We start from the raw sequence: 15,133 nt of genomic DNA on the forward strand, positions 1-15,133 counted from the left end.
ATTTTGACCTTTAAGGAATTCACAGCCTGGTGCAATGAACGAGCCTGTGACGGACGGTGGGGCATGGTAGAGGCAATGGTCTGCATCGACCTGATGGCGGAAATCCGAAAACTATCCTTCTGGAAAAGGGAAAAATTTTGGCGGGAACTGTATGAAAAGCGTATTTTGGATGAAATTGTCGAGCCAATCAACCAAAAGATCATCATCGACCAACTCGCCGCCAGAATACCGCATACTGACCAAGCAATCACACACGAAAAGGAGCATTCTACCATGACAATCAATGAATACCAGGCGCTTGCGCTGCGCACGGAGTCACGCATCACCACCGACCCCGTCCCTTATATTCGCGTTCTGGAAGGGCTTATGGGCCTGAACGGAGAGGCCGGCGAGGCCATTGACCTGATGAAGAAAGTGCTGTTCCAAGGCCACGAGTTCGACCGGGAGCACATGGCCAAAGAACTGGGCGACATTGCCTGGTATCTGGCTGTCAGCGCTGACGCCATTGGCTACGACCTGGAGAGCATCCTGCAAATGAATGTGGATAAGCTCAAGGCGCGGTATCCGGACGGTTTCAGCACGGAGCAGAGCCTGCATCGCAGCGCCAATGATATTTAGGAGGCACCGCCATGAGCATCCAAGATGACTACCTGTTTGTCCGGTTTGACAAATACTGCAAAACCTGCAAGCATGAGAAGCTGGAGGAAAACGAACCGCCCTGCGACGAGTGTCTGGAGCATCCAGTAAACCTGCACTCGCATAAACCCGTTTGCTACGAGGGTACGGATGAATGAGGAGGCTGTGCGCTATGAAACTGCGATTCATTGGGGAAGATGGTTCCATGGGTCTGAAAAACGGCGAAGCCTATGACGCCCGCATTTATATTCGAGGGAAGTTCCTTTGGGTGGAATGGAAGGTCGGGCGTTTCATGACTCGTTCCTGCCCTTACTCCTCTACGAAGGCATTTGCCCAGAATTGGGACCTGGCATACACCACTTAAAACACAGGAGGGCAATATGGCACAAAAGCGAATCAGGATGGTTCAGCGTGATATTTTGAACGATCGGCTGCGGCTTCTCTACGACGACGGAACGCAAGGTGTTCTGGAGTATGGGGAAGCCGTTTCCCGTTCCAAGGCGCCTGCCATCATCAAACCGAACGACTTTGTTGGGCTGACACTCAAGCAGGCCAAACTGAAACTTGGCATCAAGAATTGAGGTGCGGCCCGTGAGTTACCAATACGATTTATATTTACAAAAGCACAAGGCCAACGTGAAAAAGGGTTTTGACTGGCTTCAGACTAACATGCCCTGGCTCTTTGAGGGGAAACCGGACGCTGCTTGGCAGACCGAGTTCGAGCATGATGCGTCCAAATCAAAGCCGGATGAGTACGAGGCCTATGACGCTTATTTCTATGGAGGCAACCGCTCCTATGCTGTTGTCCAGGCGTTCCAAAGAGCCTGGCTCCTGCACATCCACCGCAATCCCCATCACTGGCAGCACTGGGTTCTAATCAACGATGACCCCGGTGAAGGCGAAGTCCTGCTGGAGATGCCTTACAATTATATTATTGAGATGATCTGCGACTGGTGGGCCTTCAGCTGGGCGGAAGGTAATCTGAGCGAGATCTTCTCGTGGTATGATGAACATAATGACTATATCAAACTGAACCCGAAGACCCGCGAAACCGTGGAAGATATTCTCTGGGAACTCCGGGGCCGGCTTGGATTTAATGTCCTTGCTCATCATGGCGTCAAAGGTCAGAAGTGGGGCGTTCGTAATGGGCCGCCGTATCCGCTTGATAAAACCGGGAAGTCTGATACAATAGTGACAGAAACCATCAAAGGACACACTGCTCCTTCTAAGCGAGATGAACCGGACAGTGTTGTCGACCATGTTACTTCTGACGGTAGCGTTAAAACTCGTGCCTTTTATGACGGCGATGGTTGGAAAGTAAAGGAGATACACACAACCGATCACGGAAACCCAAAACACCATTCATACGGAAGACATGGGGAACATGTTCATTATTATGAATGGGACCACGAAACCGGCAAACAGATTAGTAACAAACAAGAAGAGATACCACCCGATCTCAGAAAGGAGAACGATGATATTTTATGACTTTGGAGGAATTTGTAAGAAATCTGACCGAGGAGTACGGCACCGCCGAGTTCGAGTATAATGGACAACAATGTGGCGTAGAGCCGCAAACTCAGGATTCAGAGACCACTTATACTATGTGGTATGGCGAGGTGTGGAAAGACTACGACAACATTGACGATCTTCTTTCGGACGGGTTCTTTGATGGAGAATCTCTCCAGGATATTTTCCCGTCGATCGACGTCTGGTTCTAAATCTCGCAGGAAAGGAGAAAAACTGTGATAACAATTCAAGGGCAATACAACACTGCTATTTGCTACACCAACGAGCTGGAAGGAGCGGCTCGGGAGCAGATTCAAGCTGTTTGTGACCGGCCTGAGTTTGCAGGCTGTAAAATCCGCATTATGCCCGATGTCCATGCGGGTAAAGGCTGTACCATCGGCACCACCATGACCATCCAAGACAAAATCGTTCCGGGTATGGTAGGGGTAGATATCGGCTGCGGTATGGAAACGGTAGAACTGGCTGAGCATGAGATCGACTTTGCAAAGCTGGATGCACTGATTCGGGAGAAGATCCCCTATGGCAGGGAAATTCGTGATATTCCCCATCCGCTCAACTCGGAAATCGACTTGACCCAGCTCCGTTGTGCCGACCAGATCAATCTTGACCGAGCAGTTCACAGCATCGGTTCTTTGGGAGGCGGTAACCACTTTATTGAGGTAGACCAAGCCGGGGACGGACGGCTGTTCCTTGTCGTTCACTCCGGGAGCCGACATCTCGGAACGGAAGTGGCCGACTATTATCAAAACGAAGGCCGCCGTGCGCTCTGGGGTGAAGTCAAGCATCAAATCCAGGAAATCATTGATCGGATGAAAGCTGAGGGCCGGGTCAAGGAGATCCAGATGACCATCGCTATTCTCAAGAAAGAGCATACACTGGATATTCCAAAGGATCTGGCCTATGTGGAAGGCAAGCTGTTTGACGACTATATCCACGATATGAAACTGACGCAGCAGTTTGCAGTGCTCAACCGGAAAGCCATGGTTGATGTCATCCTGGAGGGGATGGGACTTCACGCAGTGGATATTTTCACCACCATTCACAACTACATCGATACGGACGCCATGATCCTGCGAAAGGGCTCCGTTTCCGCCAAAGCTGGAGAAAAGCTGCTCATCCCGATCAACATGCGAGATGGCAGCTTAATTTGTATCGGCAAGGGCAATGAAGAGTGGAACTGCTCTGCTCCCCATGGGGCCGGACGCCTGATGAGCCGGCGGGCGGCGCTCAATACGCTATCTATGGATGAGTTCCAGAAAGAAATGGTGGGCATCTATTCGACTTGCGTTGTACCCGACACTTTGGATGAATCTCCGATGGCTTATAAGAGCATGGACGAGATCGTCTCTCAAATCAGGCCAACTGCGGAAATCGTGGAGCGTATCCGCCCCGTCTACAATTTCAAAGCCTCGGACTAAACCTAATACGAAAAAAAAGAATGCCTCGAATTGTGTAACAGCAGTTCGGGGCATTTATATTTTCCGGAAAGGAGCCGCGATGAAAGCAGTCTATCAAAGAAAGCCTGACTGTATTGCCTGTATTGCCTGTATGGATTTGGGCATGGAGCCCGCTAACTTCTGCCCCAAATGTATGGAGCTTAATCGTGAAGTGGTTAATATTTTACAACTCGGCGTCGGTCTCTTCGCAGACAAGGCCGTTATCAAGAAAACGAACGGAGCACTGGCAACCGTTCCGATGAGTGAACTCACCATTATCGATTGATATTTTGAAAAGGAGAAAACACCATGAACGAAATGAATGCAAATGCGGTCGAAACCAAGGAACCCGAGAACGCTACGGCGGCTACCCCTCCGAAGATCATTGCTGTGGACTTCGACGGCTGTCTTGCAGTCAACAAGTGGCCGGAGGTGGGAGAGCCCATCTGGAAGAACATCAATCGGCTGAAAGAGGAGCAGGCCAACGGCACCAAGGTCATCCTCTGGACCAACCGTGTCGGAGAGCCCCTGGAGAAGGCTGTGAGCTTCTGCAAGGAGCATGATATTCACCTGGACGCAGTCAACGAGAACCTGCCCGAGATCGTCGAGGCCTTTGGCGGGGACTGTCGGAAGGTCTTTGCCAATGAGTATTGGGATGACCGGGCGGTGCTGATGGACGAAGAGGAAAACCGCTGGGCCTCTCAGGAGGTCGAGATGGCCTGTCAGCGGGAAAAAGAGGCTTCGGAGGATACGGATGACTGGGCCTATGGCGTGGCCTGCTACAAGAGCGCTCTGAGGGCCTACGAGTGCCTTTACAGGGATGGTCACAGCGGTTTCGGCATCCAGATCACCAAGAGCATTCTGAACCGTCTGATTGACGGCAAGTGCCTGACGCCCATTGAGGACACTCCTGATATTTGGAGCGACATCACCAGTGAGTGCAACTGGAAAGAAGGATATCAGAAGTACCAGTGCAAGCGCATGTCCTCCCTGTTCAAGGAGGTTGCTCCGGATGGCACAGCCACCTATTCCGATACCGAACGGGTCTGCGGCATAAACATCAATGCTCCGAATGCGGCCTTCAGCAATGGCTTCATGACCCGGCTCGTGGATAAGATCTTCCCCATCACCATGCCCTATCTGCCTGCCGGCAAGAAGTATCGCGTGTTTTCGGAAGACTTCCTGGTCGATCCTAAGAACGGCGACTACGATACGGTTGGCTACCATTATATTCTTACGCCCGATGACAAGAAGGTGGAGCTTAACCGCTACTTCAAGGAAGAGGACGGCAAGATGGTCCAGATTGAAAAGGCCGAGTATGAGGAGCGGAAGGCGAAGCGGGTGACCAAGAAATGAAAAACGGTTGGGATGATATTCTAAGGTTCATCTTCAACTCGGTCGCTGTTCTGGCCATCCTCGGCGTTCTATTCCTTGTAAAACTTCTGTTCGACTTTTTGAGGTGGATTCTATGAAAAATTTCGACACTGTGCTGGTAGGATTCGACCACAGCCACGGCGACCCTGCGGTATTGATCGTTGGGAGAAAAGCTCCGGGCGATAATGTCCGGATTATCAATCAGTTCCAAGGCAAAGAGGCCAAGGAACTATATCAGAAACTTGTCGGGGAGGAAGAGAAAAATGCTTGAGAAAAGACTGGGTAAAATTGACTTTGTCGAGTTTGGCAGTATGAAAGATTACCCGTTTCAGCTGGGGCTCCAACTCGGTTTCTCGATGTCTGGCAGCGGCGTCATGGATGGTGGCAAATACACTGTGAACATGTCTCCAGACTGCCACTGGGAAATTGGAAATCGTCATACTAATCTTGCGGAATCCCTCGACCGCGTGGCAAAAATCCTCAAGGATGCGAAGGTGAATTATATTTCCGAGCTGTTGGGGAAGCCCGTTGAAGTAACTTTGGAAGATGGTATGTTCAAGGAATTCCGGATTCTTACGGAGGTCCTTTGATATTTTGAAGGGAGGACACATGAAACGCATTTACGTTGGCACACTCTTGTGCATTATTTTGTCGTTGGGACTTTTGACCGGATGTGACCAAGGCGTCGCTCGCTCTCTCGGTGGCGATATGACATTAGAACTTGAACCCGGGCAAAAACTGGAGATGATTACCTGGAAAGAGGATTCCTTGTGGTATTTGACCAGACCCATGCGGGATGACGAGGAGCCTGAAACCCACACGTTTCAGCAATCGTCTGAATTCGGCGTGTTTGAGGGGACCGTAACCATCGTCGAATCTGTTGTCGAAGGAGAAAACGCATCATGACTATTTATGTTTCAGGAAGACAATCAGGCAAAACCACATTTCTGATTCGGCAATCCGCAGATACAGGCGCGGTCATTGTGGCGCCGACCTGCCAGATGGCGAGATACATCGATAGTATGGCTCGCGACCTTGGTTTGCAGATTCCTCCGCCCGTTACTGTCGCCGATTGGATTCGAGGCCTGGTTCGTCAGCCTAAAGACCATGACAAAACCTACCTGGTGGATGAGCTGCAAATGGCTCTACATCAACTGAATGTCAAAGCGGCAACGATTGATAGAAATTATGAGGAGATGGTTCGTATGTTTGGAGTAAAGGAAACCTGCTGCACCAGATGCAGCCATAGGGACGTGTGCCAGTACAAGTCGGAGTATCTGGCGGCACAAACTGCTGTGGATGAGGTGAGCGTCCGCCGGCCCTCGAAGGATGACGAGTCTATCAGCAGCATTCGCCTGCATGATATTCCCTGGATCGAGCCGGTGGAGTTGAAATGCATATACTTCCGCCAGGACACAGGGGCAATTCGATAACTACTATTCGGGAGGAATAAACCAATGAACAAAAAAGTGATGCGCCATAAGGCGATCTGCGACGAGCTGAACAGCTTGTACGAAAGGAAGAACCATGACTACGGCGACAGCTTCCATCAGACCTTTGTAGAGGAGGGGCTGGCTATGACCCGTATCCGGTTGGGGGACAAGTTCTCCCGGTTTAAGACCCTCTCCCGCCTCTCTGCAAATGACGCCGGTCAGCAGCAGGTTACGGACGAATCCATTCGGGACACCCTGATGGATCTGGCCAACTACGCCATTATGACCATTCTGGAAATGGATGGGGAGAAAATGATCGATCCCAATGCTTCCTGTATGGCGAAATGATATTTAGGCCGGTCTTCACCGAAAACAACGAAATGATGGGAGGCAGCTATGCAGGTCAAGAAAGCCGGAGGAAAGGTGTACGGGGCCGTACTTACCGCGGCGGAGAAGAAAGCCATGGACTTGGAGATCCAGCGGGAGTTGGCAGAGTACGACCGAAAACATATCGCCGAGATCGACGCGACGATTTTATGGGTGCTGCATGAGCAATTCGGGTTCGGGGCTCAGCGGCTCCGAACTTATTACGACGCCTTCCACGACCGTATCAAAGAATTGGTCAGCCGCTATGAGATGGAGGACCAGGATGATATTTGGCTCTGCACTCAGATGCTGAAGAGAATCGGCGTCGATGTGGAGGCGTGGCACAAGGAGAGTGAGCATGGGACTTGATGATTTTGAGAGAGCAGTACGGAACATCCGCTTAGTCAGGACGCTCCTGCTCTATGACATGGCAAAGGACCTTAATATTTCACCGGCTGAGCTGTCTGCCATCGAGTGCGGGAGAAAACCTGTTCCCGATTGGTTCGTCTCCAAGCTGCAAGAAAAATACGGCATCTGCGACATGCACGCTCAAACGCTTATCAAATTTATGAAGGAACGGGGTGACAGTGATTGTCCTGGAACGACCGAAAAAACGCAGAGGGATATTCTGACCCGACCGCCTATCAGGCCCTGAAGAATATTGAGGCCGAGGAGGAACGGTTCCACAAGCTGCTCCATATGATCTTTGATATTTGCGCTTTGTCGGACTTCGAGATCGAGGGGCGGATCGTTCTTGTGGATAAGCGTTCCGGAAAGGTTTGGAGGTGAGTGGAATGGGTCTATCAAGATTGGCGAAGAAATGCCAAGCGTGTCCGTACGTATCCACCTGCGACCATAAGCGAATGGAGGCGCTTGGATATTTACCACTGCCGGAAGCAAATGTTGAAGTGAAGGTAGATTTGTCAGCCACACCAACAGCGGAACTGGTTGATCAGTTGAGTCGAGCCGTACAGATTCCAAAACACGCATTACGTGGAGGTCGAGTATGACACTTGAACAGACTTTGGAAACGGTCGCCAAGATACAGAAGGCCTGGGACGCCTTGGCTCTATCGGTATCGGATGCGGCCGAAGCATTTGCAAAGATGTGGGAGGAGGTCTTCTCCAGCCCTGATATTTGGCCCGGACGGAAGTCTGTCCCGCCGAAAAAGTACGGCATGTCTCTGCTCAAAAAGCGTCCGTACCAGGCGTTTCCGGCTTATCAGTACCGCCCCATTGTCCCTCGAAACAGGCCTTACCAGCGGCGTTCCTATTGAGAATGAGGCTGGATATTTCCAATCTAAGATAGAAAACAGGCTAACTTAGAATAGAATTCGTCCGTACACGGCTTGAAAATCTCTGCCCAGATGGTCAAAAGCTGCTACTATTACTGTTAGTAGCAGGTCATTTTGCTGGCCACTTTTGGTCTGTAAAACTGGCCATTTGCCCACTTTTGGTTCGGATTTTGCGAAAATTTGGAGGTGGGACAGCCGTGTACGGACGGAAAATTGGTGAAAAACTGGCCATTTGCCCACTTTTTGCCCACTTTTATTTCAAAAGTGGCCAGGCTGAAACCCTTGGGGCGCAAGGGTTTGCGGGTTTTCTGGCCACTTGCCCACTTTTTTCTTAATTAAATGCGAAAAAAAAATATTAAAAATTATATATAAGTGGAAGAAAAAAGTGGCCAACGGGCCAGCAAGGGCAAAATAGTGAGTTTTGAGGCTGTTTCGAGCCGTTTTCACAAGATGACGTGACTGCAAAGTTCACTCTTCCATTTCGCGGCGCATTGTGATATACTGAATCCGCCACACAATCGTATAAAGAATTATTCGGCTACGGAGAACACATCTTGGCAACAAGTGTCTTCTCTCTATACTCATGCGCCCGTAGCCGGGTAACGAGATTGTGTGGCAACAATGAGAGATGCGCTTTAGTTGCAGAGTGCGTCTCTTCATTGGGGCGCACTCTTTTATTTTGCCCAAAGGAGGGAAGGCTGATGGGAAGATCTAACAAACCGAATCCCAATATTGGCGGGAAGCTCGGACTTGTCGCCGGAATCGTTAGTGCTGTGACTCCAGTTGCGATTGAGTTTATAGACCGAATCCCCAGAAAAGACGAAACGGAGCCCTCTGAAGAATTGATATCCATGCCGGAGCTCTGTTCCAAAAAGTTCCCTTTGAAACTGGACGAAGCTAAAGAACTTATAGAGAGCCACGGTCTGAAAGCGCTGCCTATCGAAGTTCGCATCAGAGATGCGCATGTTAGATACAAGGATTGTTTTGACCTTCAGGTCGTTGCCTGCAATAAAAAGGCCAACTCAAAACTTAAGCCTGGAGAGGTTGTTATTATCCAGTATGTGACTCGTGAGGTAATCGATGAGAGTCTACGGATATTTGAAGAAGCTGAGCGGCAGAAAGCCACCTTGAAGCAAGAAAGAGCCGATAGGCGGGCCGAGAAATGGGAGCACATAAAAACCCATGCTGGTGATACTGCCGTCAAAGCAAAGGCCGGCGTTGAGAAGATCATTCATCGAGACAACAAAAAGAAAGAGTTTGACAAGGAGGATTCTTATGAGTAGTGGAAAGAAACGCAGCGGCGGCGGATTGCTGCTGGACCTTATCCTGACCATCTGCACGGGAGGTCTTTGGCTGATTTGGATTCTGATTCGGTATCTGCGGAACAACAGCTGATGGAAAACAAATTGATATTCTGCGTTTAGCCGAGGTGCCTACGGGTGTCTCGGCTGTTTTTGTTTTCGCAGGAAAAACCGTCGCCTTTATGAGGAGGCGATGTTATGAAACCGAACATGAAAGACTCGACCCAACTACTGATAACGTTTACCACTTCGATGGCGGCGGCGATTGGATCATGCGCCGGAGCCAAACGATCTGGCAATCGTTTGGCAAACCAAAGGTCGAGGAGATTGCCGAGAAGAATAGCAAGCCAAAACGGAAAATAGGATTTAGTATCGATTAAAGATTAGAGCCGCCAGCCGCGGCTCTTTTCTTTTTGCCCAAATTGATATTTTAAGGCTGTTTTTCTTTCCGCGAAAAAAACAGACTCTTTTATGGAGAGGAGAGAGATATGTCGCGCATATCTTGTTCTTTCTATCACTTTTATCGGAAAGGAGGCCGTTCGATGGCCCGAAGCGCAAGACTGGAAAGCGGTTTTCAAGACCGGCTCATCAGCACGCTGAAAGCACGATTCCCTGGCTGCATGATATTTAAGATGGACCAGCGCCAGGGCATTCCCGACCTGTTGATTCTTTACGGCGAGAAATGGGCCTCCCTTGAATGCAAGAGATCTAACAAAGCCAAGAGACAGCCGAACCAGGAATATTACGTTGGGAAGATGAACGAGATGTCGTTCTCCAGATTCATCTCCCCGGAGAACAAGGAGGAAGTGTTGGATGAACTTTGTAAAGCATTCCAACCTTGAGGGTCAACATGCTTTTCTTGGCGCGAGCACCTATCACTGGATCAACTACACGGAAGAGAAGGTGGCCGACGCCTACGCCAAGTATCGTGCGGCCCAGCGCGGCACAGTCCTTCACTCTTTTGCCGCCCAGTGCATCAAGCTGGGTCAGCGGCTACCCAAGTCGCAAAAGACATTGAACATGTATGTCAACGATGCAATCGGTTACAAGATGACTCCGGAACAGATCCTCTACTATTCCCCGAACTGCTTCGGCACCGCTGACGCGATTTCATTTCGAGGCGACATACTCCGGATTCATGATTTGAAAACTGGAGAAAGTCCGACACACATGGAACAGCTGATGATTTATGCGGCGCTCTTTTGCTTGGAGTATAACTACAAGCCGAACGAGATTCAAATGGAGCTTCGTATTTATCAGAATGACGGAATCATTTGTCACCAGCCCACGATCGAAGATATTTTCCCCATCATGGACCGGATCATAACCTTCGATAAAATCATCAACAGTATCAAAGAGGAGGAGTAAGCCATGAACCCCATCGCGGAAGATATTTTGATGCACTATGGCGTCAAGCGGCGCTCTGGGCGCTACCCCTGGGGTTCTGGTGAAAACCCCTATCAGCATGGCGGCGACTTTCTGGCCAGAGTGGAAGAACTCGAAGCCATGGGAAAGAGCCAAAAAGAAATTGCCGAAGAGCTGAAGATGTCCACTACTGACCTTCGTATGCAGGTTCGGGTGGCAAAGCATGAGCGACGGGCTCTCCAGGCGGAACGGGCCAAGTCCCTTCGTGAAGAAGGAAAGACTCTCGATGAGATTGCCAAAATCATGGGGTACAACAACGACTCCTCGGTTCGTGCGCTTCTCAATGAAAACACCGCCAGCAACAAGAACAAGGCCCTTGCTACCGCCGAGGCATTGAAGAAAGAGCTGGCAGTAAAAGGGGCTCTTGATGTTGGCGAGGGCGTAGAGCAGCAGCTTGGCGTCTCGAAAGGAGTTCTTCAGGAAGCTCTGTTCATTCTGGAAACAGAAGGTTATAACCGATATGGCGTTGGAGTCCCTCAGGTGAACGATCCCAAGAAGCGGACAATCACTCCGGTTATTTCGGTTCCCGACATCGAGCAGAGAGACGCCTACCAGAACCTCGACATCATCAAGTCGGTGGGCGACTATCACTCTTCGGATGGAGGCGCATCCTGGGATAAGCGCGAGTATCCAACAAGCATCGATTCAAGCCGAGTCAAGGTGCTCTATGGGGATGAGGGCGGCTCGAACAAGGACGGAGTCATTGAAATTCGTCGTGGCGTTGCGGACCTTGACCTGGGAAACGCTCACTATGCGCAGGTACGCATTCTTGTGGATGGGACGCATTACCTCAAGGGCATGGCCATGTATTCTGATGACATGCCGGAGGGGTGTGACATCGTGTTTAACACGAACAAGCACTCCGGAACGCCCAAGATGGATGTATTCAAAAAGATTCAGGATGACCCCGACAATCCTTTCGGCGCATTCATCAAGGCCAACGGTCAGAGCTACTACCCCGACCCGAATGGCAAGTACACAGACCCGATTACCGGCGAGAAAAAATCTTTGTCGGCCATCAATAAGCTGAAGGAGGAGGGTGACTGGGACAAGATGAGTAAGAACTTGTCCTCCCAGTTCCTATCCAAGCAGCCCATCAAACTGATCCAGAAGCAGTTGGATTTGACCTATGCCGATGCGGCCGATGAATTCGCCGAGATTTGCTCTCTGAACAACCCGACTATCAAGCGGAAGCTTCTTATGGACTTTGCAGATGAATGTGATTCTGCCGTCGTCCATCTGAAAGCGGCCGCCCTCCCCCGGCAGAGCACACAGGTCATCCTGCCTATCACAGCAATGAAGGAAACGGAAATCTATGCCCCCAACTATCGTAACGGCGAGAAAGTTGTGCTGATCCGCTACCCTCATGGCGGAACCTTTGAAATTCCGGAGTTGACGGTCAACAACAAGAATCAGTCGGCCATCTCCGTTCTCGGCAAGAACATCAGGGATGCGGTCGGCATCAATCCGAAGGTGGCGGAACGGCTGTCCGGCGCGGACTTTGATGGTGACCAGGTTGTTGTCATTCCTGTTGGCGGAAAGGTTTCTGTAAAATCAACCCCCGCCCTGGAGGGGTTGAAAGGTTTCGACCCGAAAACGGAATACTCCACCGAGGGGAAGACCGGTATCCGGCTTCTCTCAAAAGAAGCCACCCAGATCGAGATGGGGAAGATTTCCAACCTCATCACCGATATGACCTTAAAAGGGGCCCCCACCGAGGACATCACGAAAGCTGTCAGACACAGCATGGTTGTTATCGATGCGGCAAAGCACAAACTCGACTATAAGCGTTCGGAGATTGAAAACGACATCCCCACCCTTCGTAAGCGGTGGCAGGGTTACACTGACCCCGAAACCGGCAAAGAGAAAGGTGGTGCCTCCACCCTGCTCTCCAGGCGCAAGCAGACCGTCGATGTTCCCGAGCGTCAGGGCAGTGGACGCATTGACCGGGAGACTGGCGAAGTCGTCTATAAGGAGTCTGGTCGAACCTATGTAGACCCTAAGACTGGGAAAACAGTTCAGGCCACGACGAAGATCAAGTTGCTGGAGAAAACCAAGGACATTCGCACCTTGTCCTCCGGCACCGTTCAGGAAGATGCCTATGCCGACTATGCCAATCGTATGAAAGCACTCGCCAACCAGGCGAGACTTGAGTATCTGGATACGCCGACATTGGTACGGAACGCCAGCGCAGCAAAAACATATGCGCCTGAAGTCGCAAGGCTGACCAGTGCACTGAAGACTGCGCAGCTTAACGCCCCTAAGGAACGTGAGGCCCAGCGCATCGCCAATGCTCAGGTAAAGGCCAAGGTTCAGGCGAACAGTGTCACCGACAAAGACGAAATCTCTAAGATTCGTCGTGCAGCGATCAGTGACGCTCGCGTTTCCACTGGTGCAAGCGGAAAAGGAACGCGCATTACGATCTCCGATGGAGAATGGGAAGCAATCCAAGCTGGCGCGATCTCTGATACAACCTTGAAAGAGATTCTTCGTTACTCTGATCCCGATGTCGTCCGGGAGCGCGCAACCCCAAGAGCATCGACGCAGTTGTCTGAAGCTCGTGTCAATCGCATTAAAGCGATGGCCAATTCTGGAAGCACCAACTCCGAAATCGCAGATGCTTTGGGCATTTCGCCTTCTGTCGTTTCCAAGTATCTCAATGAGTAAGAAAGGAAGTGAGAGCGAATGGAAATGTGTATGCTTACTACTACCGATAACCCCTACGACCCTTTTACACAGTATGAAGCGTGGTATCGGTTCGATGAAGACAACGGCTATCATTCCTGCGCTTTCTTAGCGCGCATCGCCCGTACTTCCGATCAGCTCTCTGACAAGGAGAACCAGGAAGAAATCGAGCGAGCAATCAACGACATCATCAAGTACGACCCCCTTGGCATCTATAAAAAGGTCAAGAAGATCGTGCAATCCGAGCCTGCCGTGACTGCATGATGGTAAACCGATGGTAGCCATTGGGAAAGAAACGTTCTCTCATCAGGAGTGCGTTTCTTTTTGTCATTTATGGGACAAATTCAACCCACCGGCTGCGGATCACGGCCTCGAGCTCATTCAAAGGGTATAGGGGGTCCCTCCGAAATGGCACCCCCTCTGCATCGCGTTGGTCTTTGAAAATTCTCCGGGGGATATTTTTGAAAAATGGGTTCGGTTTGGGGCGGCGTTTGAACAAGCCCGCAAGACGAGCACTCACTGGCAAGGACTCTTTTTATCTGGTCGGAACCTCCTTTTTCCTCCAGAGGCATTGCATTACCTCCAATGTCATTTTTCTCCACTTGCCGGCGGATCGTTTGTGCGGGCTTCTTCAAATGCCGCCCTGAACTACCCATAAACACATGGAAAACAAAACAGAAGTTATGGAGAGGGGGCGTCAAGCGTGGCAAAACCCATCAAGTCTTCCGGCAGTCAGGCGGGGAAACGCCGCGCCGCCTTGACGCCGGAGGGCCGCGAGAACCAACTGATCGACCTGGCGGTATCCCTTGTGGAAAAGCGGCTGCTGGAAGGGACCGCCTCCTCTCAGGAGGTCACCACCATCCTGAAGCTGGGGACCACGAGGGCCCGCCTTGAGAATGAGCGGCTGGCCAAGGAGGTGGAGCTGGTCCAGGCCAAGACCGAGGCTTATAAATCCGGAGTCCGGATGGATGAGCTTTACGAGAAGGCCATGGCCGCGTTCAAGCGATACAGCGGACAGGAGGAGGACGAGGATGAGTATTAGGTGCTACTCCGAGCTGATCCAACTCCCTACCTTTATGGACCGCTACCAGTACCTCCGGCTGGATGGCGTTGTCGGAGAGGAGACCTTCGGCTTTGACCGGTATATGAATCAGGCTTTTTACAAGTCGCCGGAGTGGCGGCAGGTGCGTGACGCGGTGATCGCCCGGGACCTGGGGTGTGATTTGGGTGTGGCCGGACGGGAGATATTCCGCCGTCCCATCATTCACCACATGAACCCCATCAGCCCAAAGGACATCCGGGATCGGGTGGAGATGATCCTCGACCCGGAGTACCTGATCACCACCATCCACGAAACTCATCTGGCCATTCACTACGGCGATGAGAACCTGCTGCTTCCGGAGCCGGTCGTACGAAGGCCCAACGACACCTGCCCCTGGAAAATGTAGAAAAGAGGGACGACACTCCGCCCCTCTTTTCCGGCTTGCTAAGTCTTGATCTTGGCTTTCCCCGTGACCGCTGTTGTTCCGCTGGAAATGCGGACTGTGACAACCTTCACGCTTCCGGCCTGACTTTTGGACTTAGCAGCTCTTGCGCTTAACCGTTTCATGTCGTTTCTACCTCCTTTCGCAGGGATGAATCAATCATGTGGCC

The 15,133-nt window shown here is 51.1% G+C and carries 25 protein-coding genes; 24 read left to right on the top strand and 1 reads right to left on the bottom strand.

Annotated elements, in window-relative coordinates:
• Positions 1 to 3: 3 nt before the first annotated feature.
• The 24 genes from NE584_RS06770 (at position 4) to NE584_RS06885 (ending at position 14,928) form a co-directional block, all read left to right on the top strand.
• Positions 4 to 618 (top strand): nucleoside triphosphate pyrophosphohydrolase family protein, encoded by a 615-nt coding sequence (locus tag NE584_RS06770; RefSeq protein WP_256182359.1) that lies wholly within the window; start codon positions 4 to 6, stop codon positions 616 to 618.
• A gap of 11 nt (positions 619 to 629) precedes the next feature.
• Entirely contained in the window at positions 630 to 794 is a 165-nt protein-coding gene (locus NE584_RS06775) for a hypothetical protein (protein WP_165449802.1), read from the top strand.
• A gap of 14 nt (positions 795 to 808) precedes the next feature.
• On the top strand, positions 809 to 1,000 hold the full coding sequence (locus NE584_RS06780) for a hypothetical protein (RefSeq protein WP_024723695.1): 192 nt from the start codon (positions 809 to 811) through the stop codon (positions 998 to 1,000).
• A gap of 16 nt (positions 1,001 to 1,016) precedes the next feature.
• Complete coding sequence (locus NE584_RS06785) at positions 1,017 to 1,217, top strand: hypothetical protein (RefSeq protein WP_024723694.1); 201 nt, start codon at positions 1,017 to 1,019, stop codon at positions 1,215 to 1,217.
• 10 nt (positions 1,218 to 1,227) lie between these two features.
• Positions 1,228 to 2,124, top strand: coding sequence for a DUF5662 family protein (locus NE584_RS06790; protein WP_256182362.1), 897 nt, complete (start codon positions 1,228 to 1,230; stop codon positions 2,122 to 2,124).
• Positions 2,121 to 2,357 (top strand): hypothetical protein, encoded by a 237-nt coding sequence (locus NE584_RS06795; protein WP_024723692.1) that lies wholly within the window; start codon positions 2,121 to 2,123, stop codon positions 2,355 to 2,357. Before NE584_RS06790 ends, NE584_RS06795 begins: the two co-directional genes overlap by 4 nt.
• Positions 2,358 to 2,381: 24 nt before the next feature.
• On the top strand, positions 2,382 to 3,584 hold the full coding sequence (locus NE584_RS06800) for an RtcB family protein (protein ID WP_256182365.1): 1,203 nt from the start codon (positions 2,382 to 2,384) through the stop codon (positions 3,582 to 3,584).
• A gap of 79 nt (positions 3,585 to 3,663) precedes the next feature.
• On the top strand, positions 3,664 to 3,888 hold the full coding sequence (locus NE584_RS06805) for a hypothetical protein (protein ID WP_256182368.1): 225 nt from the start codon (positions 3,664 to 3,666) through the stop codon (positions 3,886 to 3,888).
• Positions 3,889 to 3,911: 23 nt separating this feature from the next.
• Positions 3,912 to 4,958 carry a hypothetical protein gene (locus tag NE584_RS06810; protein WP_256182371.1) on the top strand — a complete coding sequence of 349 codons (1,047 nt, stop codon included), beginning with the start codon at positions 3,912 to 3,914 and terminating at the stop codon, positions 4,956 to 4,958.
• A gap of 112 nt (positions 4,959 to 5,070) precedes the next feature.
• A complete protein-coding gene (locus tag NE584_RS06815) occupies positions 5,071 to 5,247 on the top strand; it encodes a hypothetical protein (RefSeq protein WP_256182374.1) in 177 nt (58 codons plus the stop codon).
• Positions 5,240 to 5,566 (top strand): hypothetical protein, encoded by a 327-nt coding sequence (locus tag NE584_RS06820; RefSeq protein ID WP_256182377.1) that lies wholly within the window; start codon positions 5,240 to 5,242, stop codon positions 5,564 to 5,566. The genes NE584_RS06815 and NE584_RS06820 overlap by 8 nt, the downstream gene beginning before the upstream one ends.
• A 19-nt stretch (positions 5,567 to 5,585) precedes the next feature.
• Positions 5,586 to 5,882 (top strand): hypothetical protein, encoded by a 297-nt coding sequence (locus NE584_RS06825; RefSeq protein ID WP_130849661.1) that lies wholly within the window; start codon positions 5,586 to 5,588, stop codon positions 5,880 to 5,882.
• Positions 5,879 to 6,409: a hypothetical protein gene (locus NE584_RS06830; RefSeq protein ID WP_256182380.1), complete on the top strand. Its 531-nt coding sequence runs from the start codon at positions 5,879 to 5,881 to the stop codon at positions 6,407 to 6,409. The genes NE584_RS06825 and NE584_RS06830 overlap by 4 nt, the downstream gene beginning before the upstream one ends.
• A gap of 24 nt (positions 6,410 to 6,433) precedes the next feature.
• On the top strand, positions 6,434 to 6,757 hold the full coding sequence (locus NE584_RS06835) for a nucleotide modification associated domain-containing protein (protein ID WP_256182384.1): 324 nt from the start codon (positions 6,434 to 6,436) through the stop codon (positions 6,755 to 6,757).
• A gap of 48 nt (positions 6,758 to 6,805) precedes the next feature.
• Positions 6,806 to 7,144 carry a hypothetical protein gene (locus NE584_RS06840; RefSeq protein WP_024723684.1) on the top strand — a complete coding sequence of 113 codons (339 nt, stop codon included), beginning with the start codon at positions 6,806 to 6,808 and terminating at the stop codon, positions 7,142 to 7,144.
• A 222-nt stretch (positions 7,145 to 7,366) separates the two neighbouring features.
• Positions 7,367 to 7,564: a hypothetical protein gene (locus NE584_RS06845; RefSeq protein ID WP_256182395.1), complete on the top strand. Its 198-nt coding sequence runs from the start codon at positions 7,367 to 7,369 to the stop codon at positions 7,562 to 7,564.
• A gap of 217 nt (positions 7,565 to 7,781) precedes the next feature.
• Positions 7,782 to 8,051 (top strand): hypothetical protein, encoded by a 270-nt coding sequence (locus NE584_RS06850; protein WP_256182397.1) that lies wholly within the window; start codon positions 7,782 to 7,784, stop codon positions 8,049 to 8,051.
• A gap of 719 nt (positions 8,052 to 8,770) precedes the next feature.
• Positions 8,771 to 9,352, top strand: coding sequence for a hypothetical protein (locus NE584_RS06855; protein ID WP_256182399.1), 582 nt, complete (start codon positions 8,771 to 8,773; stop codon positions 9,350 to 9,352).
• Between the two features lie 560 nt (positions 9,353 to 9,912).
• Positions 9,913 to 10,212, top strand: coding sequence for a hypothetical protein (locus tag NE584_RS06860; RefSeq protein ID WP_034565728.1), 300 nt, complete (start codon positions 9,913 to 9,915; stop codon positions 10,210 to 10,212).
• Entirely contained in the window at positions 10,184 to 10,738 is a 555-nt protein-coding gene (locus NE584_RS06865) for a DUF2800 domain-containing protein (RefSeq protein ID WP_195308475.1), read from the top strand. The genes NE584_RS06860 and NE584_RS06865 overlap by 29 nt, the downstream gene beginning before the upstream one ends.
• A gap of 3 nt (positions 10,739 to 10,741) precedes the next feature.
• Positions 10,742 to 13,462: a winged helix-turn-helix transcriptional regulator gene (locus NE584_RS06870; RefSeq protein WP_256182403.1), complete on the top strand. Its 2,721-nt coding sequence runs from the start codon at positions 10,742 to 10,744 to the stop codon at positions 13,460 to 13,462.
• A 24-nt stretch (positions 13,463 to 13,486) separates the two neighbouring features.
• A complete protein-coding gene (locus NE584_RS06875) occupies positions 13,487 to 13,744 on the top strand; it encodes a hypothetical protein (RefSeq protein ID WP_243264037.1) in 258 nt (85 codons plus the stop codon).
• Between the two features lie 439 nt (positions 13,745 to 14,183).
• Positions 14,184 to 14,522: a hypothetical protein gene (locus tag NE584_RS06880; protein ID WP_024723675.1), complete on the top strand. Its 339-nt coding sequence runs from the start codon at positions 14,184 to 14,186 to the stop codon at positions 14,520 to 14,522.
• Complete coding sequence (locus tag NE584_RS06885; RefSeq protein WP_024723674.1) at positions 14,512 to 14,928, top strand: hypothetical protein; 417 nt, start codon at positions 14,512 to 14,514, stop codon at positions 14,926 to 14,928. Before NE584_RS06880 ends, NE584_RS06885 begins: the two co-directional genes overlap by 11 nt.
• Before the next feature lie 38 nt (positions 14,929 to 14,966).
• Here NE584_RS06885 and NE584_RS06890 read toward each other — a convergent pair whose 3' ends face one another.
• The gene (locus NE584_RS06890) at positions 14,967 to 15,089 is read right to left on the bottom strand and encodes a hypothetical protein (protein WP_256182407.1); all 123 of its coding nucleotides are present in this window, start codon (positions 15,087 to 15,089) and stop codon (positions 14,967 to 14,969) included.
• Positions 15,090 to 15,133 lie beyond the last annotated feature (44 nt).

The sequence above is a fragment of the Clostridium sp. DFI.5.61 genome (assembly GCF_024462915.1).
GTDB classification, from domain to species: Bacteria; Bacillota; Clostridia; order Oscillospirales; family Oscillospiraceae; genus Lawsonibacter; species Lawsonibacter asaccharolyticus.